27 protein-coding genes are annotated in these 23,454 nt (G+C 64.1%); 10 read left to right on the forward strand and 17 right to left on the reverse strand.

Annotated features, from left to right (window positions below; translation table 11 throughout):
• Positions 1 to 28 precede the first annotated feature (28 nt).
• Entirely contained in the window at positions 29 to 958 is a 930-nt protein-coding gene (locus tag ACEN9T_RS17325; protein WP_413708414.1) for a LysR substrate-binding domain-containing protein, read from the forward strand.
• On the opposite strand, the gene ACEN9T_RS17330 is transcribed toward ACEN9T_RS17325, so the two are convergent.
• Genes ACEN9T_RS17330 through ACEN9T_RS17340 form a run of 3 tightly spaced genes read right to left on the reverse strand, consistent with a single transcriptional unit; the run spans position 947 to position 4,992 of the window.
• Entirely contained in the window at positions 947 to 2,422 is a 1,476-nt protein-coding gene (locus ACEN9T_RS17330) for an amidase (protein ID WP_413708415.1), read from the reverse strand. The genes ACEN9T_RS17325 and ACEN9T_RS17330 overlap by 12 nt on opposite strands.
• Positions 2,423 to 2,442: 20 nt before the next feature.
• Positions 2,443 to 3,654 (reverse strand): M20 aminoacylase family protein, encoded by a 1,212-nt coding sequence (locus ACEN9T_RS17335; RefSeq protein WP_027681454.1) that lies wholly within the window; start codon positions 3,652 to 3,654, stop codon positions 2,443 to 2,445.
• Between the two features lie 36 nt (positions 3,655 to 3,690).
• A complete protein-coding gene (locus tag ACEN9T_RS17340) occupies positions 3,691 to 4,992 on the reverse strand; it encodes an MFS transporter (RefSeq protein WP_413708416.1) in 1,302 nt (433 codons plus the stop codon).
• 233 nt (positions 4,993 to 5,225) lie between these two features.
• Between ACEN9T_RS17340 and ACEN9T_RS17345 the strand changes: the two genes are divergently transcribed.
• Positions 5,226 to 6,143, forward strand: a complete 918-nt coding sequence (locus ACEN9T_RS17345; RefSeq protein ID WP_413708417.1) for a LysR family transcriptional regulator — start codon at positions 5,226 to 5,228, stop codon at positions 6,141 to 6,143.
• 3 nt (positions 6,144 to 6,146) lie between these two features.
• Here the strand turns inward: ACEN9T_RS17345 and ACEN9T_RS17350 are convergent, their stop codons facing one another.
• Complete coding sequence (locus tag ACEN9T_RS17350) at positions 6,147 to 7,109, reverse strand: AraC family transcriptional regulator (protein WP_413708418.1); 963 nt, start codon at positions 7,107 to 7,109, stop codon at positions 6,147 to 6,149.
• 119 nt (positions 7,110 to 7,228) lie between these two features.
• Here ACEN9T_RS17350 and ACEN9T_RS17355 point away from each other — a divergent pair, with 119 nt between their 5' ends.
• Entirely contained in the window at positions 7,229 to 8,440 is a 1,212-nt protein-coding gene (locus ACEN9T_RS17355) for an MFS transporter (protein ID WP_413708419.1), read from the forward strand.
• Positions 8,441 to 8,575: 135 nt separating this feature from the next.
• On the opposite strand, the gene ACEN9T_RS17360 is transcribed toward ACEN9T_RS17355, so the two are convergent.
• Positions 8,576 to 8,914, reverse strand: coding sequence for a zinc ribbon domain-containing protein YjdM (locus ACEN9T_RS17360; RefSeq protein WP_413708420.1), 339 nt, complete (start codon positions 8,912 to 8,914; stop codon positions 8,576 to 8,578).
• 177 nt (positions 8,915 to 9,091) lie between these two features.
• Here ACEN9T_RS17360 and ACEN9T_RS17365 point away from each other — a divergent pair, with 177 nt between their 5' ends.
• The 4 genes from ACEN9T_RS17365 (at position 9,092) to ACEN9T_RS17380 (ending at position 11,014) form a co-directional block, all read left to right on the forward strand.
• A complete protein-coding gene (locus ACEN9T_RS17365; RefSeq protein ID WP_092970383.1) occupies positions 9,092 to 9,496 on the forward strand; it encodes an SRPBCC family protein in 405 nt (134 codons plus the stop codon).
• A gap of 80 nt (positions 9,497 to 9,576) precedes the next feature.
• On the forward strand, positions 9,577 to 9,924 hold the full coding sequence (locus ACEN9T_RS17370; protein ID WP_027681460.1) for a hypothetical protein: 348 nt from the start codon (positions 9,577 to 9,579) through the stop codon (positions 9,922 to 9,924).
• A gap of 7 nt (positions 9,925 to 9,931) precedes the next feature.
• Positions 9,932 to 10,141 carry a DUF1653 domain-containing protein gene (locus tag ACEN9T_RS17375; RefSeq protein ID WP_092970385.1) on the forward strand — a complete coding sequence of 70 codons (210 nt, stop codon included), beginning with the start codon at positions 9,932 to 9,934 and terminating at the stop codon, positions 10,139 to 10,141.
• Positions 10,142 to 11,014: a DUF817 domain-containing protein gene (locus ACEN9T_RS17380; protein ID WP_413708421.1), complete on the forward strand. Its 873-nt coding sequence runs from the start codon at positions 10,142 to 10,144 to the stop codon at positions 11,012 to 11,014.
• Here ACEN9T_RS17380 and ACEN9T_RS17385 read toward each other — a convergent pair.
• The 5 genes from ACEN9T_RS17385 to bioA all read right to left on the reverse strand — a co-directional run bounded on the left by ACEN9T_RS17385 (position 10,983) and on the right by bioA (position 15,578).
• Positions 10,983 to 11,507, reverse strand: coding sequence for a hypothetical protein (locus tag ACEN9T_RS17385; RefSeq protein ID WP_260780641.1), 525 nt, complete (start codon positions 11,505 to 11,507; stop codon positions 10,983 to 10,985). The two genes, ACEN9T_RS17380 and ACEN9T_RS17385, sit on opposite strands and share 32 nt — an antisense overlap.
• 165 nt (positions 11,508 to 11,672) lie before the next feature.
• Positions 11,673 to 12,191, reverse strand: a complete 519-nt coding sequence (locus tag ACEN9T_RS17390; RefSeq protein ID WP_413708422.1) for a hypothetical protein — start codon at positions 12,189 to 12,191, stop codon at positions 11,673 to 11,675.
• Positions 12,192 to 12,228: 37 nt separating this feature from the next.
• Positions 12,229 to 12,936: a dethiobiotin synthase gene (gene bioD / locus ACEN9T_RS17395; RefSeq protein WP_413708423.1), complete on the reverse strand. Its 708-nt coding sequence runs from the start codon at positions 12,934 to 12,936 to the stop codon at positions 12,229 to 12,231.
• 1 nt (position 12,937) lies between these two features.
• Entirely contained in the window at positions 12,938 to 14,185 is a 1,248-nt protein-coding gene (gene bioF, locus ACEN9T_RS17400) for an 8-amino-7-oxononanoate synthase (protein ID WP_413708424.1), read from the reverse strand.
• Positions 14,172 to 15,578, reverse strand: coding sequence for an adenosylmethionine--8-amino-7-oxononanoate transaminase (bioA, locus tag ACEN9T_RS17405; RefSeq protein ID WP_413708425.1), 1,407 nt, complete (start codon positions 15,576 to 15,578; stop codon positions 14,172 to 14,174). Before bioA ends, bioF begins: the two co-directional genes overlap by 14 nt.
• A 115-nt stretch (positions 15,579 to 15,693) precedes the next feature.
• Here bioA and ACEN9T_RS17410 point away from each other — a divergent pair, with 115 nt between their 5' ends.
• Together ACEN9T_RS17410 and ACEN9T_RS17415 are read left to right on the forward strand one after the other, a co-directional pair.
• Positions 15,694 to 15,867: a hypothetical protein gene (locus tag ACEN9T_RS17410; protein ID WP_413708426.1), complete on the forward strand. Its 174-nt coding sequence runs from the start codon at positions 15,694 to 15,696 to the stop codon at positions 15,865 to 15,867.
• A gap of 104 nt (positions 15,868 to 15,971) precedes the next feature.
• Entirely contained in the window at positions 15,972 to 16,139 is a 168-nt protein-coding gene (locus ACEN9T_RS17415) for a hypothetical protein (RefSeq protein ID WP_325649800.1), read from the forward strand.
• An 89-nt stretch (positions 16,140 to 16,228) separates the two neighbouring features.
• On the opposite strand, the gene ACEN9T_RS17420 is transcribed toward ACEN9T_RS17415, so the two are convergent.
• From ACEN9T_RS17420 to ACEN9T_RS17450, 7 genes are read right to left on the reverse strand one after another with little or no spacing between them, the layout of a single operon-like run.
• Positions 16,229 to 17,011: a 1,6-dihydroxycyclohexa-2,4-diene-1-carboxylate dehydrogenase gene (locus ACEN9T_RS17420; protein ID WP_413708427.1), complete on the reverse strand. Its 783-nt coding sequence runs from the start codon at positions 17,009 to 17,011 to the stop codon at positions 16,229 to 16,231.
• The gene (benC, locus tag ACEN9T_RS17425) at positions 17,008 to 18,036 is read right to left on the reverse strand and encodes a benzoate 1,2-dioxygenase electron transfer component BenC (protein ID WP_413708428.1); all 1,029 of its coding nucleotides are present in this window, start codon (positions 18,034 to 18,036) and stop codon (positions 17,008 to 17,010) included. The genes ACEN9T_RS17420 and benC overlap by 4 nt, the downstream gene beginning before the upstream one ends.
• Before the next feature lie 35 nt (positions 18,037 to 18,071).
• The gene (gene benB, locus ACEN9T_RS17430; protein ID WP_092970403.1) at positions 18,072 to 18,560 is read right to left on the reverse strand and encodes a benzoate 1,2-dioxygenase small subunit; all 489 of its coding nucleotides are present in this window, start codon (positions 18,558 to 18,560) and stop codon (positions 18,072 to 18,074) included.
• Complete coding sequence (locus ACEN9T_RS17435; protein ID WP_413708429.1) at positions 18,557 to 19,915, reverse strand: Rieske 2Fe-2S domain-containing protein; 1,359 nt, start codon at positions 19,913 to 19,915, stop codon at positions 18,557 to 18,559. Before ACEN9T_RS17435 ends, benB begins: the two co-directional genes overlap by 4 nt.
• Positions 19,916 to 19,943: 28 nt before the next feature.
• Positions 19,944 to 20,879: a catechol 1,2-dioxygenase gene (gene catA, locus ACEN9T_RS17440; protein WP_413708430.1), complete on the reverse strand. Its 936-nt coding sequence runs from the start codon at positions 20,877 to 20,879 to the stop codon at positions 19,944 to 19,946.
• Between the two features lie 34 nt (positions 20,880 to 20,913).
• A complete protein-coding gene (gene catC, locus ACEN9T_RS17445) occupies positions 20,914 to 21,204 on the reverse strand; it encodes a muconolactone Delta-isomerase (RefSeq protein ID WP_413708431.1) in 291 nt (96 codons plus the stop codon).
• A gap of 38 nt (positions 21,205 to 21,242) precedes the next feature.
• Complete coding sequence (locus tag ACEN9T_RS17450) at positions 21,243 to 22,352, reverse strand: muconate/chloromuconate family cycloisomerase (RefSeq protein ID WP_092970410.1); 1,110 nt, start codon at positions 22,350 to 22,352, stop codon at positions 21,243 to 21,245.
• A 111-nt stretch (positions 22,353 to 22,463) separates the two neighbouring features.
• Between ACEN9T_RS17450 and ACEN9T_RS17455 the strand changes: the two genes are divergently transcribed.
• Positions 22,464 to 23,375, forward strand: coding sequence for a LysR family transcriptional regulator (locus ACEN9T_RS17455; RefSeq protein ID WP_092970412.1), 912 nt, complete (start codon positions 22,464 to 22,466; stop codon positions 23,373 to 23,375).
• The last annotated feature ends 79 nt before the right edge of the window (positions 23,376 to 23,454 follow it).

Here is a 23,454-nt window from a genome sequence, read left to right on the forward strand (position 1 = left end):
GAAAAGCGCCCGTGACACAATCCCGCGCATGCGAAAACTGCCACCCCTGAGCGCGCTGCGCGCCTTTGAAGCCACCGCGCGCCACCTCAGCATGAAGCGCGCTGCCGACGAGCTGTCGGTCACGCCCACGGCCGTCAGCCATCAGATCCGCCGCCTGGAAGACGTGCTGGGCGTGGTGCTGTTCGAACGCCACGTGCGTGCGCTGCGCCTGTCAGCTGCCGGCGAGCAGCTGTATCCGGTGCTCAACACCGGCTTTGACGCGTTTGCGCAGGCGATCGATGCCATTCGCGGCCCGCAAGCGCAGCCGGCCCGGCAGCGCGTCACGCTTACCGCGCCGATGGGGCTTGCTGCGCGCTGGCTGGTACCGCGACTTGGGGAATTTACGACGCAGCATCCGGAGGTGGATCTGCGCATTCATGCGTCCGACACCGTGGTCGACCTGCATGGCGGCAGCGCAGACCTTGCCGTGCGGTATGGCGATACGCCGGCCATGGGGAATGGGCTCATCACCGAACCGCTCTTTGGCGACGCCTATGCACCCGTCTGCCACCCGGGCCTGAAGGTGCAGTCGCACGACGATCTGACGCGCGTGCCGCTCATCCACTCCGAATGGCAGCGCACGCTGCCGCAGGCGATCGGCTGGCCGATGTGGGCACGCGCCGCCGGTATCGACCACATGCTCAAGACGGACACGGGCATCGTGCTGTCCGCCGACGGGCATGCCATGTCGGCGGCAATGGCCGGGCAAGGCGTGATCCTGGCGAACCTGCCGCTGGTGCGCGATGCGCTGGAGGCGGGCACGCTCGTCCAGCCTTTTGCAGCGCCCGTCATTCAGCGCTATGCCTTCTGGGCCGTGGCGCCATCTACGCGGCTTGAAGACGCTGCCGTGCGTGCGGTGTGGGATTGGCTATGCGCGTGCCGCGAAAACACGGCACGTCTGCATCGCTCAGCTCAATAGCGGCGACGCCGCACGCGCTGGCGCAAACGCTTCGTGCCACGCGGCTGCAAGCTGCAGCAAGGCAAATTCCGACCGGGGCGGCGCAATCACCTGCAGGCCCAGGGGCAAGCCATCGGGGGTCAAGCCGGACGGCAGGCTCGCGGCCGGCACGCCCGCCAGCGTGGCGCCAATCACGACTTCCATCCAGCGGTGATACGTGTCCATGGCGCGGCCCGCGACGGTCTTGGGCCAGTGTTCTTCCGCGGGGAAGGGCGCAACTTGCGTGCAGGGCAGGACGAGGAAATCGTAGTGCGCAAACTGCCGCAGCAGCGCCTGATACCAGCTTGCCCGTGTGGCGATGGCACGGTTGATGTCGATGGCGGTGCGGCTGCGTCCGTGCTCGATTTCCCAGATGGCTTCGGGCTTGAGCAAGTCACGCGTGGCTGCGTTGGCGTAGAGGAGCCCCAGGTTGCCGGATACGCTCAGCGCACGCAGCGTGCACCAGCATTCCCACAACGCATCCATCGCGAAGAAAGGCCGTACGCTTTCGACATGGCAGCCCAGCGTGTCGAATGTGTCCAGCGCGTGCTCGTTGACGGCCAGCACTTCGCGGTCGACGGCAAGGTAGCCACCGAAATCGCCCAACCAGCCAATGCGGGCCTGCCGGAAATCACGGTGCAGCGGCTGCATGAAGCACGCCGGATCGTCGCTCAGCGACAGCGGCGCACGCGGGTCGTAGCCGGCCTGCGTGGCGAGCAACCAGGCGAGGTCTTGCGGATTGCGCGCCATCGGGCCTTCGGTGCCCAGCTGCTGGAAGAACACGTCGCCGGCGGGGCCATACGGCACGCGACCGAGGCTCGGGCGCAGGCCGTAGATGTTGTTCCAGGCGGCGGGGTTGCGCAGGGAGCCCATCATGTCGCTGCCGTCGGCCACGGGCAGCATGTTCAGCGCCAGCGCGGCGGCGGTGCCACCGCTGCTGCCGCCGGCCGAGCGCTCGGGGTTCCAGGCGTTGCGCGTAGTGCCGTACACACGGTTGTAGGTATGCGAACCGAGCCCGAACTCCGGCGTATTGGTCTTGCCGATCAGCACGGTGCCCTGCCGGCGAATGCGCTCGACGACGATGCTGTCATGCGTCGGCACATTGCGCGCCATGGCGAGACTGCCCATCGATGTCACCATGCCGGCGGTGGCCGCGAGGTCCTTGGGCGCCTGCGGAAAACCATGCATCCAGCCGCCGGATAAGCCCTGCGAGAGCAGCACATCGCGCTCGCGCGCCTGGTCGATGGCGGATTCGGCATCGATGCGGGCGACGACCGCGTTCACCGTCGGGTTATGACGATCGATCTGCGCAAGGAACGCTTCCATGACTTCCACGCACAATACATCGCGCGCGTGGATGCGCCGGGACAGTTCGATCGCGCTCCATTGCACGATCTCTTCATTGGCGGCCGCAGGTATTGCAGCGTGGCTCGGATTCGCTTGCATTCCTTGACTCGAAGTTCACTTCACGCGGTCAGGTAGGTCTGTGCCAGACGCACCCAGGCGGCGGCCCCCAACGGCAATACCTGGTCGTTGAAGTCGTAGCCGGGGTTGTGCACCATGCAGCCGCCGAATTCGCCTTCGCCATTGCCGAGAATCAAGTAGCAGCCGGGCACCTCGTTCAGCATCCAGGCAAAGTCTTCGCTGCCGTTGAGCCCCTTGGGCGCCTGCGTGACCACGTTGGCCGCGCCCACCAGTTCGGTGCAGACCTGCTGCGCCAGTTGCGTCTCTGCCTCGGTATTGACCATGGGTGGCGTCAATTGACGATAGTCGATCTGCGCCTCGACGCCATGGGCCTGTGCGGTCAGGCTGACGATCTCGCGAATGCGCATTTCCACCAGCGCACGCGTTTCCGGCCGCGCCGCACGCACATTCAGGCCGATCGTCACCGATTCGGGAATCACGTTGTGCGTGGCACCACCGCGAATGAAGCCGACCGACACCACCGCCGTGTCGTCAGGCGCGACGTTGCGTGCGACCACGGTCTGCAACGCGGTGATGATGGCGGCCGACGCGGCAATCGGATCCCGCGCGCGATGCGGCATCGCGCCGTGCCCGCCCATGCCCTTGATGGTGACGTCGGCCACGTCGGAAGACAGGCTCACCGGCCCCGGCAGCACGCGGAAGCTGCCGGCCGGCACGCCGGGCATGTTGTGTAAGGCATAGACGGCATCGCAGGGGAAGCGCTCGAAGAGGCCGTCTTCGATCATGGCGCGCGCACCGCACAGGTTTTCCTCGTCGGGCTGGAAGATGAGGTTGAGCGTGCCGTCAAAATCGCGGCTCTCGGCCAGCGCCTTGGCCGCGGCGAGCAGGATGGCGGTGTGCCCGTCGTGGCCGCACGCGTGCATCTTGCCGTGGTTGCGGCTGGCGTAAGGCAGGCCGGTCGCTTCAACGATGGGCAGTGCGTCCATGTCGGCGCGAATGCCGAGACGGCGCGTGCCGTTGCCGAGTTTCAGCTGGCCCACGACGCCGCTCTTGCCGATGCCGGTGTGGACCTCGTAGCCCCAGCTCTTGAGCAGATCGGCCACCAACGTGCTGGTGGCGCCCACCTCGAAACCGAGTTCAGGCTGCGCGTGGATCTGGCGACGGATATTGACGAACGTTTCTGCATCGATATGGACGGGCGGCAGGAGATGCGGCAACAGTTGGAACGGCGTGAGCGTGGGGGCTTTCGTCATGTCGGGGCTCCGGGGTTGGAGGTTGGAATCCGGGGGTCAATGGGTCTCGCGCGATTCGCGCAGGCTCAGCACGGTCAGCAGCGTGATGGCGCTGCACGCCATCATGTAAAAGGCAGGGGAGAGCGGGTTGCCGGTGCGGGCCAGCAGCCACGTCACGACAAACTGGCACGAACCGCCAAAGACCGTGACGCCGATCGCGTAGATGACCGATAGGCCGCTGGCGCGCACCTTGATGGGCAGCAGCTCCATCATCATCAGCAGCATCGGCGTGGTGCCCAGGTACAGCGTGCCGGTCAGCAGTGCCGACAGCACCAGCACCAGCGGCACGCTCGGGAAATGCGTCATCAGCCAGAAGGCCGGATACAGCGCCGCCACGGTGACCAGCGTTGCGCCCACCACCAGCGGCTTGCGGCGCGGCAGGCGGTCGGCCAGCCATCCGGAGAGGAGCGACGCGCCAAAGCTCGTCAGCCCCGTCACGCAACCAGCGAGCAGCGACAGCGAAGGCGGCAGATGCAGCTCGCGGATCATGTAGGTCGGCATGAAATAGATCACCAGGTACGTGCCCACCGTCCCGCCAATGATCGTCAGCACGCCCTTGATGACGAGCCCGCCGTGGTCGCGGAACAGGGTGCCGAGCGGGCTCGGCGCATGCGCTTCCGCGGTGTGCGTTTCATCGAGGTGCGAGCGGATATACAGGCCCACCGGCGCGATCAGCAAGCCGAGGAAGAACGGCACGCGCCAGCCCCAGCTCTGCAGCGCTTCCGGCGACAGGCTGCCGTACAGAATGGCCGCAGTCAGCGCGCCGCACAGCGCCGCAATGCCCTGGCTGCCCAATTGCCAGCTCACGCGAAACCCGCGCCCACGGACGCCGCCGGACTCCATCAGCATCGCGGTCGACGCACCGATTTCGCCGCCCAGCGAAAAGCCCTGCAGCAACCGCCCGGCCAGAATGACCACCGGGCCGAACAGGCCTGCGGTGGCGTACGTGGGCGCTACCGCCAGGCACAGCGTGCCGATGACCATCAGCCCGATCGTCAGCGTCATCGCGGCCTTGCGCCCGTGGCGGTCTGCGTAGTTGCCGATCACGAAACCGCCCAGCGGGCGCATCACAAAGCCGATGCCGAACGTCGCCACCGCCAGCAGCAGCGAGCCATACGCGCTGTCGGACGGAAAGAACAGCTTGCCGATCATCAGCGCGAAGAAGCTGTAGACCGTGAAGTCGTACATCTCCAGTGCATTGCCGATCGAGCATGCGGCGATCAACCGTGCCTGGCCGACAGGCTTGGGCGCAGCAGCAACCGAGGCGGGCAACGGCGTCTGCAGGGTGGCGTCATTCATGTGGATCTCCATCCGGGGGATTGGCGAGAGGGCTTCTGCGAACCCTTGGGCACTTGCAGTATTTCGCCAAGCCGCTGTCCGGAAAAAATCGTAAATATTCATCCCGATAACCAAATAGAATCGCCGTCATAACCGGCCTGCATCCGCTATCGGGGAAAGCCCGCGAATCCTGGGGGCGACGTCGCGTGACACGCCGAGTGCCGGGCATGGCGCCCAACAATGGGGAGAGCGACGTGAAGCTGCACCAATTGCGCATCCTGCTGGCCGTGGCACAGCACGGCAGCATCCACGAAGCGTCTCGCGGGCTGCATATCTCGCAGCCGGCGCTGTCGAAGGCGATTGCGGAACTGGAGCGGGAGCTTGGCGTCACGCTGCTGTCGCGTTCGGTGCGCGGCGTGAGCCTGACCGCATATGGCATGGCGCTGGTCAAGCGCGCGAGTGTTGTCGAGCAGGAACTGCGTCACGCGTTGGAAGACATCGAAGCCATTCGCGGTCATGCAGAGGCGGAACTCAACATCGGCTTTACGGCCGTGGCGTCGAGCGGCCCACTGCCGGATGCCATGGCGGCGCTGCGCAAGCGGTTTCCCAACGTCGCGCTACGCGGCTTCGAACAGCGTCCGCAGCAGATTCTGGAAGGGCTGCGTGAGGGGCGGCTCGATATCGGTTTGATCTCCAGCAACAGCGGCCCAGGCACGGGCAGTTTTCAGTGGGAGCCGCTGTTTTCGGTGCCGATGCGCCTGGCGGTGCGCCCGGGCCATCCGCTGCGCCGCGTGCGCCGGCTGCGTCCGCTGCTGGATGCCGACTGGCTGGTGCTCGACCCGCTGGAGGATCCGGGCAGCCCGATGGTCAGCCTGATGCGGCTGCATCGTCTCGAAATACCTCGCCGGATCGTGCAAAGCGCATCGAATCTGCTCGGGCTGCAATTGGCCACGAAGACGGACGTCGTCAGCATGTGGTCGGAATTCGTCTTCAGCGGCACCGGCGGGCCGCTGCGCATGGTGCCGGGCTCGCTCGAAACCTTGCCGATGGAAGATGAACTACCGGATTTCAACGTCTACATGGTCTACCGTTCGGCCGACCTGATGACCCATGTGTGCGTGGAATTCAGCAAGGAGATCCGGCACGCGGCGCAGAGCTATCGCCATCGCTGAACATCACGCGTCAAGTTCGGCGCCTTCTGCGCGCATGGCACCCGGCGGCCGCCCGACCACCCGCTTGAATGCGCGGCTGAACGCAGCGAGCGACCCGTAGCCGAGCCGGTATGCGACGGCTTCGATCGCCTCGCGGTCGCGCGTGATCCATTGCGCGGCGAGCCGCATCCGCAGCTCGGTCAGATAGCGCACGGGCGTCATTCCGGTCGCCGCCAGGAAACGTTCCGCAAATACCGAACGCGATACGCCTGCTTGCGCCGCCAGCTCCGCGACGCTCCAGTTGCGGCCCGGGTCACGATGCAGGGCGACGATCGCGCGGCCCAGTTTTGGCTCGCGCAGGGCCTGCACCCAGCCCGTGGCGTCGCCGCAGCCGCATTCCACCCAGCCGCGCACGATAAAAGCGGCCACCACGTCCGCCAGCCGCGCCAGGATGCCGGCAAAGCCTGCCCGCTCGGAGCATGATTCGCGTTCCATCGCGTCGAGCATCGGGCAGATTTCCGGGTAGCGCGCGAGCAGGGTGCCGACGTGCATGAACTCCGGCATCGTGCCCACAAGGGGCTGCATGCCGCCCAGATCCAGCTCCATGCACGCGCTGAAAATGAGCGCATCGCCCGGAGCCGCTTCCGTACCGGCACCCACCGACGCCACCGTGTCGCAGATCTTCGCGGCTTCAAAACCGGCGATCTCGCGGCACGGCGCATCCGGATCGGACAACAGCGCATGCGGCGTGCCCTGCGGCAGCAACACCGCATCGCCAGCCTCAAGTTGCATCGTTGTGCCCGACGCGTCGCGCAGCAGCACCGGCCCGCGCCCCACAAAGTGGAACTGCGCACGGCCTGGAGCCTCGCCAAAGCTCAACCCGAAGGGCCGGGCTACGTGGATACGGCGGTACTGGACACCGCTCAGCCGCATGCCCAGCAGCAGCTCGCTGACAAGGTCGTGCACGTCGGGGAGGGGGGTAAGCATCTGAAGTATTCGGACGATTGATCAAGAATATCGGATTGTATGTCATAGACCGTCCGATTGACGGGCCCTACCATGCGGCCTTATTGGTACTTTCCCTGACCCTTTTTACGGAACGACGCATGAATCCCGGAACCTCTACGGCCGCCTCAGTCGCGGCCCCGCGTGAACCTGCCTGGGGCGCCGTCTTCGCGATGGCGCTGGGCGTGTTCGGGCTCGTCACGGCCGAATTCCTGCCCGCAAGCCTGCTGACGCCCATGGCGGAAAGCCTCGGCGTGACCGAGGGCGTGGCAGGACAGGCCGTCACGGCCACCGCAACGGTTGCGCTCGTCACCAGCTTGCTGACCGCCGCTGTCACGCGCTCCATCGACCGGCGGCGCGTGCTGCTCGCATTCTCGGTGCTGCTCGTGGCATCCAATCTTGCCGTGGCGTTTGCGACGAATCTGACGACGATTCTGATCGGCCGCGTAGTGCTTGGCATTGCGCTCGGCGGCTTCTGGACCATGGCCACCGCCACTGCAATGCGGCTCGTGCCCGCTGCGATGGTGCCGCGGGCGCTGTCGATCATCTTCAGCGGCGTAGCCGTCGCAACGATTGCCGCTGCGCCGCTGGGCAGCTACTTCGGCCATCTGATCGGCTGGCGCAACGTGTTCCTGGCGGCGGCCGGGCTGGGCGTGATTGCATTTGTGTCGCAGGTCGCGACATTGCCGTCGATGGCGCCAAGCGGCACGACGCGCCTGCGCACCCTGATCGACGTGCTGCGCCGCCCGAGCGTCGGCATCGGGATGTTCGCCACGATCCTCGTGTTCACCGGTCACTTTGCGTTCTTTACGTATTTGCGGCCGTTCCTTGAGCAGGTGGCGGGCGTTGGCGTGAACGGGCTGTCGGCGATCCTGCTGGGCTACGGCATTGCCAACTTCGTCGGCACATCGCTCGCCGGCCGTGTGCTGGAACACCGGCTGCGGCCAATGCTGATCGCAATGCCTGCGCTGATGGTCGTGCTCGGCATCGCGCTTGTGGCGCTAGGCCGTGCGCCGGTCATCGATGCCGTGCTCATCGCCGTGTGGGGCATGGCGTTTGGCGGCGTGCCGGTGGCGTGGTCGACATGGGTCACGCGCACCGTGCCTGATGAAGCCGAAAGTGCTGGCGGCCTGATCGTCGCCGCCGTGCAGCTCGCGATTGCAACCGGTGCAGCAGCCGGCGGCGTGGTATTCGACGCGAACGGCGCGGCCGGTGTATTCATTGGCGCCGCCGTGGTGCTGGCGATTGCCGTCGCGACCATCGTGACGGGCGTGCCGAAACGCGTCGAGATGGTGCCGGCGATGGCCGAGTGACATGGCGGATGCGCGCTGCTGGGCTGGCCGGGCGATGTGACACCGCCACCTCAGCGCGCTCATCTGTATTTCTCATAATTTGCATTATGTTAAATTAAAGGTCGACCGGCGTCCACCGGTCTCGCCTCACACTCCTTAAGCCTTCTTCAAAAACTCCGGCTTGAGCAGATAGCTCACACCATCAATCTTGCAGTCGATCGGATGGTCGCCTGCCACCAGCCGGATATTCTTGATCTTGGTGCCCGCCTTGAGCGTGCCCGAGCCGCCCTTAAGCTTCAGGTCCTTCACCAGCGTTGCAGAATCGCCCGCATTCAACGGGTTGCCGTTGGCGTCTTTGATGACGGTTTCCGGCTCCTGCTCATCCTCCTGCGCCGCCGGATTCCATTCGTGCGCGCAATCCGGGCAGATATAGAGATCGCCGTCCTGGTAGGTGTTTTCGGAGGCGCATTGCGGACAGGCAGGAATCGTAGACATGGCGAAAGTCGTGAATTGAGTTCAAAGGGCCCGCACTATATCAGCCGAGATGCGCGCGACAGTTGCAGGCTGTTGCCGCGAGCCTGTACCTTGCAGCCCGATCCGCCGCAATCTATACCGTGGCAGCGCAGCCACGCACGGTTGCCAGCCCACACATAAAAACATCCGGAGCCGCTTATGTGGATTCACGAAGACAGCATTGAAACGACTGCCTCCCCCGCCCGCGTCTGGGAGCTGCTTGCCAACGTTGAGCAATGGGGCGACTGGAATGCCGGCATCGAGCGCATCGAACTCCACGGGCCGTTTGCCAACGGCACACAGTTCACCATGCAACCCCCGGGGCAAGACGCGTTCGTCAGCACCCTTGTAGACGTGCGCCCGAATGAAGGCTTTGTCGACGAGACGGTCGTCGACGGCACGCGCGTCCTGGTGGATCATCAGCTTGTCAGCCTGCCGTCCGGCCATACGAAGATCGTCTATCGCACTGAGATCACGGGGCCGGATGCCGCCGCGTTCGGACCGATGGTCACGTCGGATTTTCCTGACGTTTTGGCAGCACTCAAGCGGTTGGCGGAACGTTGAACGGATTGGGTGAACTGCCAAGCCTGCTGTGCCGTTCGGTATGATCCACTCTCTAATCATCTGAAATCAGGAAGAACATCATGGGCGAAGCCAAACGACGCGGCTCACAGGCCGACCGCATTTCTCAGGCGCACGCCCGGCTGGAGGCGCTGCGCCCTGAAAAGCTCGTCTGCGGCGCCTGCCAGACCGCCTTTACCGAATTCGAAGGGATGGAGCCGCGCGACATGCCTGGCATCCACGCCATCTTCGGCGGCGAATGCCCGAACTGCGGCGAGAGCGTGATCTCGTTCAACGGTGAGCCCGAAGCCGTGGCTGCCGCCATGCTGGCGTACCAAGACGCCATGGAAGACGCCAAGCTTGGCGCGCAGACGCAGGAGGGCAAACACGTGCCCTACGTCGACGAAGAAGACAAGCCCACGCAACACTGAAGCCGCCATGCAGAACACGCCAACGCGCCGCTACCGCCACTACAAAGGCGGCGAATACGAATGGCTATGCGAGGCCACGTACGAACCCGATCCCGCCATCAAGATGACGGTCTATCGCGCCGCCAACGGCACGATCTGGACGCGTCCGTCAACGATGTTCCATGAGATGGTTGAAGTCGACGGCCGGCAGGTACCGCGTTTCGCGCTGATCGACTGAATGCCGGCGGAAACCCTCTCCTTGCGAGCGGGCCTGCGGGCCCGTTTTACGTATTGGCGTGACCGCAGCGGCGCCTGGGCCGCGCGCCACGGGCAATTGGCGGCGGGGCTGCACGAATTTGTCGTCTTCGGCATCAAGCAGGCGTGGGCGTGCCTATTCGGCGGGCTGATGGTCGCCCTACTGATCGGCACGCATTTCTGGTATCCGGCCAACGCGCCGATTGCCCGTTACGACGCCCTGACGATTGCCGCGGTCATCATCCAGATTGCCTTGCTCTGGCTGAAGCTGGAGACGTGGGACGAAGCCAAAGTGATCTTGATGTTCCATGTGGCCGGTACGGGCATGGAGGTGTTCAAGACTGCGGTTGGCTCGTGGATTTATCCCGAGGCGTCGGTGCTGCGCATCGGTGGCGTGCCGCTGTTCACGGGCTTCATGTATGCATCCGTGGGTAGCTATATCGCGCGGGCGTGGCGAGAGTTCGACCTGCGCTTCTCGCATCCCCCACCGTTGGCCGTGACAGCCCTGCTCTCGCTGGGCATCTACGCGAATTTCTTCCTGCACCACTATTGGTGGGACTTGCGCTACGTGTTGATGGCGCTGGTTGCGGTGGCATTCCGGCGCTGCTGGATCCACTTCCGCATTGATCGCGTCCACCGGCGCATGCCCTTCCTGCTGGGCTTTACGCTGGTGGCGCTCTTCATCTGGCTTGCGGAAAACATCGGCACGTTCACGCGCACGTGGCTCTATCCGAACCAGTTGCAAGGCTGGGAAATGGTGTCCATCGCCAAGCTTGGCGCCTGGTTTCTCCTGACCATCATGAGCTACGTGATGGTCACGCTGGTCAACCCGCCGCGGCCCGTTTCTGACGCTTGAACCAGGCGTGCTCGCTAGGCGCCCGATCGCGTAGTTCGAAGGTGATGTGCACCCGGCGCGAAACCTGCAGGTAGACGCCGCATGTCAGCGTCATCGCCACTGCAACGGCGACGCCGTCGATAAAGGTGGAGCGTGCCCCTGGAATGCCGCCCGCCATCAGCACGAGCCCGATCAGTGGCGGCAGCAGCGCCATGTGCACGAGCATGGCCGGCCGGAACGCGCTGTCATGCGTGGTGGCCAGTACCAGGACCGTCACGCAGGAAATCAGATAGAGCAGCGTGGTCAGGTTGATCGCCCCGCTTCCCGGCGCGTTGGCATCAAACAGATCGGCCCCGGCCAGTTGCAGCGCATCCATCGACAACCCTTGCCAGAACACCCACGTTGGCCCGGCGATGGCGATGGCCAGCACCCACGGCAGCCATCCGGCAATGCCGTACAGCGGATGTTGTCCCGCTGCGATCGGGTCGATGTCGACCCAGCGATGCGTCAGCATGATGCACCCCCAACAATGCGCGCCCGTTCTGATGACGGTTGCTTTCGGCAAGCGCCGGCGGCGTCTGCCTCCCCTGCTCTCTAGCTTAGGTCGCCGCGCAAAGCTCGCAATGCAGGAGGAACCCTGAGCGCACAATCGGATTGCGCTACCTCAACTGCCGGTCAGCTATCGGCGGAACAGTCGCGGGCGGTCCGGATCGTAGAGCGGGTCGGGCGTGATCTGCGTGAGCTGCAATACACCGGCGGGGTCGAAGTAGAAATGCATCAGCGACGGCCAGACGTCGTCCGCCTTGAAGCGGTACGACCAGACCAGGCGGTCCATGCGTGGGAAATACGCGGTCTCGACCGGCTGGCCGAAATGTCGCAGCACGTCGTCGCGGGTCCAGACGCCGATCTTGGCCTGGGCAAATTCGAGACTGCTCAGGACTTGCTTGAAGGCGACGAGCTTGCCGCCGGCATCAAAGTCGGCCGCGTAGGTGACCTGGCCGTACGGTTTGGTCGGATAGAGCCAGCGGGTGCCGCCATTGAGTGGATAGGTCTCGCGCGGCGGCCCGAACTGCGCCTGCACGGCGGGCTCGTCGGCGCCGACCAGTCGCTGCCCCTTGGTGACGGGGGACTCCAAGGCCGCACATCCCGCCGTCGCTGCCACCACAATCGCTATCGCCAGCCAACGCATCGCCCGCATCACAATCGTCCCTGTTGCACTGAATGAAGCGGCTAGTTTACCGCCGCGTTTCAGCCGGGCGCACGAGTAGCGGCGCGATGTCGACGTGGGCCGCGGCGAGCCTCGCATCGGCGTGCGGCAATCGCGGAATCGTGCCCAGATGCGGTGCGTTGATCCAGCGGCGCAAGGTGGCGACGTTGTCGTCAAGCCCTGCCATAGACGCGTCGACCACGTTACCGACCCAGCCTGCCAGACGCAGGCCGCGTGCGGCAATTGCCTCGGCGGTGAGCGCGGCGTGGTTCAGGCAGCCCAGGCGCAAACCGACCACCAGCACCACCGGCAAGCCGAGCGCCACGGCCATCTCGGCCGTATCAAAGTCGCCTGACAGCGGCACGCGGAAACCTCCGACGCCCTCGACCACGACGGCATCCGCTAACGATCTTGCGCGCGCAAACGCGTCGAGAATCGGCGGCAGCGTGATCGTCACGCCTTCGCGCGCTGCGGCCAAATGCGGAGACATCGGCGCATCGAGCAGCCATGGGCACACGGTGTCGAGCGGCAGATCGACTGACGCGGCGGCGCGCAGTTGCTCGACGTCTTCGTTGGTGCGCGTGGGCGCGCCTGCCAGCGTGCCTGCAGCAATCGGCTTGAGGCCTGCGGCGCGGTAGCCGGTGTCAGCCAGCTTGGTCAGCAATGTCGCGCTGACCAGCGTCTTGCCGATCTCCGTATCCGTGCCGGTGACAAAGCAATCGAAGCGCGCGGGCATCTCAGGCTGCCTTGGCCGGCTGCAGCGATTGGCCCGCCGCTTCCAGCGCCTGCGCAAGTCGTTCGATGTCGGCATCGGTATGTGCAGCCGACAGCGTGATGCGCAGGCGCGCCGTACCCGTTGGCACCGTCGGCGGGCGGATGGCGGCGATGCGGATGCCTTCGCGTTCCAGCGCGGCGGCCAGCGCCAATGCGGGGGCGTTCTCGCCAATCACGATCGGCTGGATGGCCGTGGGCGACGGCATCCATTGCCAGCCGAAGCGCGCGGCCAAACGCTGCGCATGGGCACTCCACACGGCGATATGGCGATCAAGGCGTGCGCGGCGGTCAGCGCCCTCCTCGCCTGCGATCAGATCCAATGCTGCTTCCACCGCACACGCAATGCCCGGCGGCGTGGCGGTTGTGAAGATGTACGTGCGCGCGCGCTGGACCAGCCAGTCAATCACCAGTCGATGCGCAACGATGGCGGCGCCGGATCCGCCAGCGGCCTTGCCGAAGGTGCCGACGTAGATGAGGCGTTTCGAGCGCAGCCCGAAATGCGACAGCACGCCCGAACCTTTTTCGCCAAGCACGCCCAGGCCATGCGCGTCGTCGACGATCAGCCAGGCATCGTAGCGTTCGGCCAGCGCGAGCAGCTCGGGCAGCGGCGCGATGTCGCCGTCCATGCTGAACACGCCGTCCGTGACGATCAGCTTGTTGCGGCTGGTGCTGGCGGCCAGAAGCGCTTCCAGCGCGGCCACGTCAACGTGCGGATAGACGTTCACGGGCGCCCGCGACAACCGTGCCCCGTCGATGAGCGAGGCGTGGTTCAGCGCGTCGGAAAAGATCGTGCATTCCTCCGCCGGGCGGATGCCGCCGGCCTGCGCCATGGCGCTCACCACGGCCAGATTGGCCATGTAGCCGGTGCAGAAGAACAGCGCGTCCGCCTCGGGAATGTGTTCGGCTTGCAGCGCAGCCATGCGTGCTTCCAGCCGCGCGTGCGCGATTGAATGACCGCTGACCAGATGCGATGCGCCGCTGCCGAAGCCATATTGCTGCGTGCCGTGTGTCACCGCCTCGGCCAAGGCGGGATGCGCTGCCAGGCCGAGATAATCGTTGCCGCAAAAGCCGAGAATGTCGCGCGGTTCGCCTCCGGACACGCTGATGCGCTGGCTGCGGTCGGTCGGGCTGTACGCGGTGCGGCGCACGCGGCGCAGGTGTGCGGCGTCGATGGCGTCCAGGCCCGCCTGCAGGTCGTCAAGCAATCGCATAGGTGTGTCCTTCTGTTTCGCCCGTAGCTTGGGCCAGCGTGTCTTCAAGCGTCCGCAGCGTGCGTTCGACCAAGGTGTCAGTCTCCTCGTCGCTCAGCACATAAGGCGGCAGCAGATAAACGGTGTTGCCGATGGGGCGCAGCAGCAGCCCATGCGTGCGCGCCGTCAGCGCAAAGCGCTCGGCAAAACGGGCGCCGGCCACGTCGGGGTGCACGTCGAACGCGGTGATCATCCCCGTCTGCCGCAGATGGGCAAAGCGCGCATCGTGCGACAGCGGCGCCAGCCCCTGGGCGATGCGCGCGGCGGTCACGCGATTGCGCGCAAAGACGTCTTCTTCAGCAAACAGGTCGAGCGTGGCCAGTGCCGCACGGCATGCCAGCGGGTTGCCCGTGTACGAATGCGAATGGAGGAAGCTGCGCACCGGTGCATCGTCGTTGAAGGCGTCATAGATGGCGTCTCGCGACAGCACGATCGATAGCGGCAGGTAGCCGCCGCTGATGCCCTTCGACAAACACAGCAGGTCCGGCCACACGCCAGCCTGCTCGCACGCGAAGAACGTACCGGTGCGGCCGCAGCCGACCGCAATCTCGTCCGCAATCCAGTGCACGCCAAACTCATCGCACAGCGCGCGCACGCCGCGCAGATAGCTCACGTCGTGCATGGCCATGCCGGCGGCGCACTGCACCAGCGGCTCGATGATGACGGCGGCGATGGTGCCCGCGTTGGTGCTCAGGCAATCGCGCAGCGCGGCCAACGCGCGCTCGGCCACGTCGGCGGCGGTCTCGCCCGGGCCGGCTAGACGCGCGTCCGGCGATGGCACGCGGTGCGATTGCAGAATCAGCGGGTCATACGCATCGCGGAAGATCGCGACATCGGTCACGCCCAGCGCGCCGAGCGTTTCACCGTGGTAGCCGTGTTCCAGGCAGACGAAACGGCTGCGCGCGCCCTGCCCTGCATTGCGATGAGCGTGGAAGCTCATCTTGAGCGCGATTTCCACGGCAGAAGCACCGTCAGAGCCGAAGAAGCTGTGGCCCAGCACACCGCCCGTCAGATCGATCAGGCGCTCAGCCAGCTCCACTGCCGGCCGATGCGTGGCCCCCGCCAGCATGACGTGCTCCAGCGAATCGAGCTGCGTCTTGAGCGCTGCGTTGATGTGCGGATTCGCATGGCCGAAGAGGTTGACCCACCAGGAGCTGGTGCCGTCTAGGTAGCGCTTGCCATCAAAGTCGATCAGCCACGGTCCCTGGCCGCGTGCGATCGGCAGCGGCGGCATGGCATCGAGCCGTGCATTTTGGGTGCACGGATGCCAGACGGCCGCGCGGCTGCGCGCCTGCCACGCCGTATTGGCGCTGGGCGCGCCGTCAACCGGCACCGGGATTGGGGGATATGCCATACGAGGCCTCCTCGAAACAGAAGCGGGGGATTCGGCGGCGTATGGTAGAGGGCATGTCGATCAAACAACAAGCCCGCACGTTTATTGAAATTGGCGACATATAGACCGACAAAGAATGAAGAAGCGCACTTCTTCGGCGGATTTCCAACGTGCTGCATGGAACTTGTCGTTAAAAAATCTTTTCCCGCGTAGTAAAAAAGGCCCTAAAAATCACATCAAGCAGGCCTCGGCCGAACGCGATCTCGAAACTTGCGTCGGAGACGGGGGGCTGAAGGATTATTTACTTTGAGTGATGTTCAGAATGGACCGCATGTTTGCGTTGCGTCATTGCTCCGCCCTGGGGATAACCCTATACTCGGGAAAACCCTAGATAACGCAACGAGAGAAAACATCATGATCCAGCAAGCCTATTACACCCCCAAGTTCGCCGGCCAAGCTCAAGTGCAGGCCGCCCGTCGCCCATCGCTGCTGCGCGCAGTGGTCAATTTCTTCCGCAGCGGTTGGGATGACAACCTGGTGTACGCAGAAGTGGTCGGCAAGTCGGGTTCGTACTTGGGCTAAAGCCTGCGGCTGAATCGTCAGCCATGCCGCAAAGGCACGTAAAAAACGGCGCATCGGCGCCGTTTTTGTTTGGGGCGCTTCATGCGCACCTAGCCCAAATCTCCACCGCCCACCGGCAACACCGTCCCAGTGATGTAGGAGGCCTCGTCCGAAGCCAGAAACAGGATCGCCCGCACCTGCTCGTCGATCGTTCCGTAGCGGTGCATCAGGCTGCTGGCAATGGTCTGGTCAACGATGCCCTGGTACCAAGCGGTTTCCTGCCCCGACATGGGCGCCGTGTTGCGCGGAATCTTCCGCGGCGGCGCCTCGGTGCCACCTGTCGCGACGGCGTTGACGCGAATGTTGTCCTGCGCATGCTCCAGCGCCAGGCTGGCCGTGAGCGCATTCACGCCGCCCTTGGCCGCAGAATACGGAATCCGATAGATGCCGCGCGTGGCAATCGACGAGACGTTCACGATCACGCCCTGCCGGCGCTCCACCATGTGCGGCAGCACGGCGCGGCAACACCACAGCGTGGGAAACAGCGAGCGGCGAATTTCTGCCTCGATCTGGGCCTCTTCATAGTGCTGATACGGCTTCGCCCAGATCGTGCCGCCGACATTGTTGATCAGTACGTCAATGCGACCATAGGCATCAAGCGCCGCCTGCACCGCGTATTGAGCGCCAGCGTAGGTTTCCAGATCGGCCGTCGTGGCACGGGCCCGGCCACCCGCAGCAGCAATCTCGGCCTGCACCTCGTAGACCAGCTCTGCGCGATCCACCAGCAGCACCTGGGCGCCCTCTTCTGCCGCAGCCAATGCCACGCCGCGCCCGATCCCTTGGGCCGCGCCCGTCACGACGACGGTCTTGCCTGAAAATCGTTGCATGCTCATGCCGCCTTCGCTTCTGGTACTGCATTGGGCGTGAACTTCTCGTAGTGGAAGCTATTGGGCTTCACGCCCTCGTCGTCAAAGTACTTGCGCACAGCGTCGACCATCGGCGGCGGGCCGCACAGATAGACATCCACGTCGCCATCGTTCAGGGCGTTGGCGGGCACATGCTGCGTCACCCAACCCTTGCGCGGATGATTCGACGCGGCGTCGGCCACGACGGTGGCGTAGCTGAAGTTCGGCAACCGCGCTGCATAGGCTTCAAGCGCATCGACCTGCACCAGGTCGAGGTCACGGGTCACGCCATAAATCAGATGCACCTTCTGTTGCGAATTGGTGCGTGCCAGCACTTCAAGCATCGACAGGAACGGCGCGAGCCCCGTGCCGCCTGCAAGGAACAAGAGCGGCCGCTGCACATTGCGCAGATAGAAGCTGCCCAGCGGCCCGTGCAGATCGAGCTTGTCGCCCGGCTGCGCGGTTTCCAGCCAACGGCTCATCGCGCCGCCGGGAATCTTTTTGATCAGGAAGCTGATCTTCGATTCTCCGGGCGCGGATGAGAACGAATACGAGCGGTGCTGGCCGCTGCCGGGCACGCCGATGTTGACGTACTGGCCAGGGAGAAACACCGGCGCAGAGGCGTCCACGTCCAGTTCAAGCACGACGGCCGCGTCGTTATGCAACTCGACTTTCGACAACGTTGCACCGAATTGGCTCTGACCAGTCTTGCAACTGGTCGACGTGGTGGGCACCGCGATCACGCAATCGCTGTGCGGCACCATCTGGCACGTCAGGACGAGGCCCGTGTTTTTCTCGTCTTCGGTCAGGGCGTCGTCAATGTAATCGTCACCAAGGTCGTAACTTCCGCTTTCGGCGCGGCACTTGCAGGTTCCGCACACGCCATCGGAGCAATCCATCGGCAGGTTGATCTTGGCGCGGAAGGCGGCATCGAGCACCTTCTCGCCCGCTTTGCAATCGATGAAACGGGTCACCCCGTCCTCGAAGTTCAATGCGACTGTGAAACTGGACATGGAAAACCTCGCTGCCTTGGATACGGATGTGCACATCAGACGTGATAAACGTCGAGCACCTGCCGGATGTAGTCGTTCTTCAGGACGATCTTCTTGGATGCGATCAGGAAGCCATCGCGCACGCGGCGCAGGGTGACGAACATCGTGCCGAAGAAGTGGTCGGTGGTTTTGTACCGGTGGCTGAGCGTGTGAAAGTTGTAGCGCACGTCGACTTCATCGCCGCGTTCGGCAACGACTTCCACGTTGGCGACGGTGTGGCTGGTTCTCGGCTCCGGCGTTGAAGCACCGCTGCGCTCTGTCTTGATGCGGAAGACGCGATCTTCCAGCCCGCAGCGATTGGCGTAGTACATCAACGAAATCTGGCTCTGCGGGTCGTCGGTCAACTGGTCATCGTCATCCCATGCGGGCATCCAGTAGGTGACGTCTTCTGCGTAGCACTCGAGCCACGCGTCCCACTGGCGGTCGTCCAGCAGTCGCGCCTCGCGGTACAGGGCGGCGCAGATGTTCTGGTAGTCCGTGCTCATGCCGGCACCCCTTCGCATTCCTGCTTGAGTGCCTCGCGCATGACGCGTACCCAATATTCGTGCTGGCAGACAAACAGGCCTTCGTCTTCACTGCGCTCGCCCGAGATGAGCGGCTTCAATCCCATCCTGGTTGCATTCTCGTCAGGGCCGTGAATCCACAGCGGCGCCCCGCGCGATAGGTCGTTCCACAGCGCGGTGGTGCCGGCATATCCGTTCTGGCAGGCGCGGAATTCCTCCAGATCATCGGCGGTGCCCATGCCGGTGACGTTGAAGAAATCCTCGTATTGGCGAATGCGCGTGGCACGATCGGCCGCACTCTCGCCCTTCGGCGCGAAACAGAAGATCGAGACCTCGGTCTTGTCGACGCTGATTGGCCGTACGACGCGAATCTGCGTGCTGAACTGATCCATCAGGAACACGTTCGGATACAGGCACAGGTTGCGGGTCTGGTTGACGATGAAGTCCGTTTGGATTTCGCCCACGCGCGCTGTGATTTCGTCACGGTGCGCATAGACGGGCCGCACCTCCGGGTTCATCGTCTGAGTCCAAAGCAGGATGTGGCCATGCTCGAATCCATAGACGCCCGCCACCGACTTGCTCCAGCTGTTCGCATCCACCGCCTGCGTGCCGCCTTCCTTGCGCCGCCCCATCGTTGCGGCGTAGTTCCAGTGCACGGTGCTGACGTGGTAGCCGTCGCAGCCGTTTTCCATCTGCATCTTCCAGTTGCCGTCATAGACGTAGGAAGAATTGCCGCGCAGCACTTCAAGGCCTTCGGGCGCCTGGTCGACGATCTGGTCGATGATCACACGCGCTTCGCCAAGGTACGCCTCAAGCGGCTGCACATCGGCGTTGAGGCTGCCGAACAGGAAACCGCGATAGCTCTCGAACCGCGCAACCTTCTTCAGATCGTGCGAGCCGTGCGTGTTGAATTGCACTGGGTACTCGGTCGTCTTTTCGTCCTTCACCTTCAGCAGCTTGCCGGTGTTGGAAAACGTCCAGCCGTGGAACGGGCACGTGAAGCTGCCCTTGTTGCCATGCTTGCGGCGACACAGCATCGCACCCTTGTGCGCGCAGGCATTGATGACCGCGTGCAGCTCGCCGGCCTTGTCGCGCGTGATGACGATCGGCTGGCGGCCAATCCACGTGGTGTAGTAATCGTTGTTGTTCGGGATCTGGCTTTCATGCGCCAGATACACCCAGTTGTTCTCGAAGATGTGCTTCATCTCCAGCTCGAACAGATCGGGGTGGGTGAAGATGTCGCGGCGGCAGCGGAAGATGCCGGCCTCTTCGTCATCCACCACAGCGGTTGACAGCAGTTGGTCCAGTTCGCTGGCTTTGTCGATCAAGGCGGGCATGATTCTCTCCACGTTGAGGCACTCGGCCTCAAGCCTCGGCCGAAGCGCGCAGGCGATTCACGCGCTGGTTGTCCTTGCCCTGAACCAGTGGCGTCAGGGCAATATTGAATTCAATGTCTTTGTACGCATCGGCCTTCAGGGCGAGCGCGGCACCACCGGTTTTCTCCACCACGTGCGGAATCAGCTCTTCGCGGGTGGCATAGGCGAAGTCATCCCAGATCAGCGGATCGCCTTCGATGTTGAATTGCGTCGTCAGCTTGCGGTGGCCGTCGCTCGTGACGAAGAAGTGCACATGCGCCGGCCGGTTGCCGTGGCGGGCCAGTCCGTTCAACAACTGCTGCGTGGCACCTTGGGGCGGGCAGCCGTAGCCCACCGGCATGAGCGTGCGGAATTCATACTTGCCATCGGCACCAGTCCTGACCGCGCCGCGCAGGTTGAACGGGCTTTGCGCACCGGTCGGATCGAAGTGCGAATAGAAGCCGTTCGAGTTCGCATGCCAGCACTCGACCACAGCGCCAGCCACCGGCTTGCCGTCGGCACCGGTCACCGTGCCGTGGATGATCAGTGGGCCTGCAGCCGGGTCCGGATCGATATCGATCCTGGACACGCCATCGCGCACCGTCGTGCCCGCAACGTACAGGGGGCCCTCGATCGTGCGCGGCGTGCCGCCGTCGATGCCAAGCGCTGCGTCCGCCGCGTCCATGCGGATATCGAGATACTTCTCCAGGCCCACGCCGGCCGCCAGCAATGCGGCCTCGCCGTCCTGCCCAAGCTTGTTCAGGTAGTTGATGCCGGCCCAGACCTCGTCCGGTGTGATGTCCAGGTCGTCGATGGCCTTGAACAGATCGGCCAGCAGCCGGTGGGTGACCTGCTTCAGGCGGGCGTTGCCCTCCTTGCCGTCCAAGTTGGTGGCGGCCTTCAGCAGATCCTGCACTTCTTTCGTTTGGAATACGCGCGCGTTCATGATGGGTGTCTCCACGTGGTTTTCTGGGGGAATGTCAGACGTCATTGCTGTGAACTGACGAGGGGTGACGGCACATCGGTGTCACCGAAATCTCCATGTACGGAAACAGCGGCAGCGCCGTCAGGATGTCGTGCAGTTCGGCATTGCTCTGCACGTCGAAGACGCTGACGTTCGCGTACTCGCCAACCAGGCGCCAGATGTGGCGCCACTTGCCGCTGCGCTGCAGATCCTGCGAATAGGCTTTTTCGCGCGCCTTGATCTCGTTGGCGATATCGGCGGGCATGTCGGCCGGCAGGCGGACATCCATGCGGACGTGGAACAGCATCGTGGGCTCCTTGGTGGGGTGTCTTGGTCTGGTTGTTCTTATTGGCGGCGCAGGCGCGCCAGCTTGTCGCGGTCAATCTGGATGCCCAGGCCGGGGCCGGTCGGCACCTGCAACATGAAGTCGCGGTATTGCAGCGGCTCGGTCAGCAGTTCTTGCGTGAGCAACAAGGGGCCGAACAGCTCGGTGCCGAATTGCAGTTCGCCAAAGGTGGAAAACACGTGGGCGGAGGCTGCCGTGCCAACGGCGCCTTCGAGCATCGTTCCGCCGTACAGGCCGATGCCCGCAAGCTGCGCGATGGCGGCGACCTGCATGGCCGGCACGAGGCCGCCGGATTGCGCGATCTTGACGGCGAAGACGTCGGCGCTGGCAGCGCAGGCCAACTCAAATGCGTCCAGCGGACCATGCAGTGCTTCGTCGGCCATCATCGGCACGGCAAACTGGCGGGCGAGGCGTTCCAGCGCGGCGCGGTTCTCGGCACGCACCGGTTGCTCGATCAGGTCGATACCGCCGGCCTGCAACGCGGCGATACCGTTGGCGGCATCAAGCTCGCTCCAGGCTTGGTTGACGTCCACGCGCACGCTCACGGCGTCGCCCAGGGCGCGCTTGATGGCCAGCACGTGGGCAACATCGTCTGTCACCGGGCGCAGGCCGATCTTCAGCTTGAAGATGCGGTGGCGGCGCTCAGCCAGCATCGCCTCTGCCTCGGCAATGTCCTTCTTCGTGTCGCCGCTGGCGAGCGTCCAGGCCACCGGCAGCGCATCACGCAGGCGGCCGCCAAGCAGCTCCGACAGCGGCACGCCAAGCCGACGGGCCTGCGCATCGAGCAGCGCCGTTTCCAGCGCGCACTTGGCAAAGCGGTTGCCCTGGATGGTCTTTCGCACCTTGGCCATGGCGGCCGCCACATTGCGCGCCTCCACGCCGATCAGCAGCGGCGCGATGTGCGTGTCGATGTTGACCTTGATGCTCTCGGGGCTTTCTTCGCCGTAGTTGAGACCGCCAATGGTGGTGGCCTCGCCCCAACCTTCGATGCCGTCTTCGCAGCACACATGCACGAGGACGAGCGTCTGCGTGTGCATGGTGGCGACAGACAGCTTGTGCGGACGGATGGTGGGCACATCCACTAGAATGGCCTCGATCGAGCGAATCATGTTTTTCAGGTATCAGAAGAACTGCTATCAACGTGGAAACCAGATTACGCAGCGCGAAATGTCACGTCCAACACCGATTTAGTATCAGTTTCATACCCATTAGGTATAAAAATGGAGCTGCGCCACCTTCGCTATTTCGTTGCCGTTGCTGAAGAGCTGAACTTCACGCGTGCAGCTGAACGGCTGCACATCGCGCAGCCGCCGCTCTCGCGGCAGATTCAGCAACTGGAAGAGGAAGTCGGCGTGCTGCTGTTCGAGCGCGGCAGCCGCCCGCTCAAGCTGACCGAAGCCGGCCGCTTTTTCCACGCGCATGCGCGTCAATTGCTCGCGCAGACGGCGGAACTTGCGTCGATGACGCAACGCGTCGGCCAGATCGAACGCCGCATGTCAGTCGGCTTCGTGGCCTCAACGCTGTACGGGATGCTGCCGAAGGTCATCCGGCGTTTTCGGGCGGAGTATCCGATGGTCGATCTCACCATGCACGAGATGACGACCATGGACCAGATCCAGGCGTTGAAAGACGGCCGCATCGACGTCGGGTTCGGCCGCATCCGCTATGAAGACCCGAACGTGCGACGCATCCTCCTGCGCGATGAGCGGTTGATCGTCGCGCTGCCGTCAGGCCATGCGCTGCTGGACGGCAGGACGGCCGTATCCCTACGCGACCTTGTCGGCGACACGCTCATCATCTACCCACGCGCACCGCGCCCGAGCTATGCGGATCAGGTGCTCGCCCTCTTCCACGATCGCGCGCTGGAACCCAGCAAGATCTACGAGGCACGGGAATTGCAAATTGCCCTGGGATTAGTCGCTGCAGGCGAAGGTATATCGGTGGTGCCGCGCAGCGTGGCGGGCTTGCGTCGGGAAGATGTCTGCTACATGGAACTCGACGATCCGCAATTGGTCTCGCCAATTATCTTCAGCACGCGCCTGCTCGACGAGTCTGAAGACATCCGTGCCATGCTGGCGCTGACGTATCGGTTGTATGACGAGCAGAAGATCCCGTATTACGCACCCTCGTAAGGCTTGCAATGGCGGCCCCAAAGTTACAAGCCGCTGGACACGACGGCCGCATGAGCTAGATTGAAGCAAGGCGCCCGTC

The organism is Ralstonia sp. Ralssp110, from assembly GCF_047325135.1.
In the GTDB taxonomy this organism is placed as follows: domain Bacteria; phylum Pseudomonadota; class Gammaproteobacteria; order Burkholderiales; family Burkholderiaceae; genus Ralstonia; species Ralstonia mojiangensis.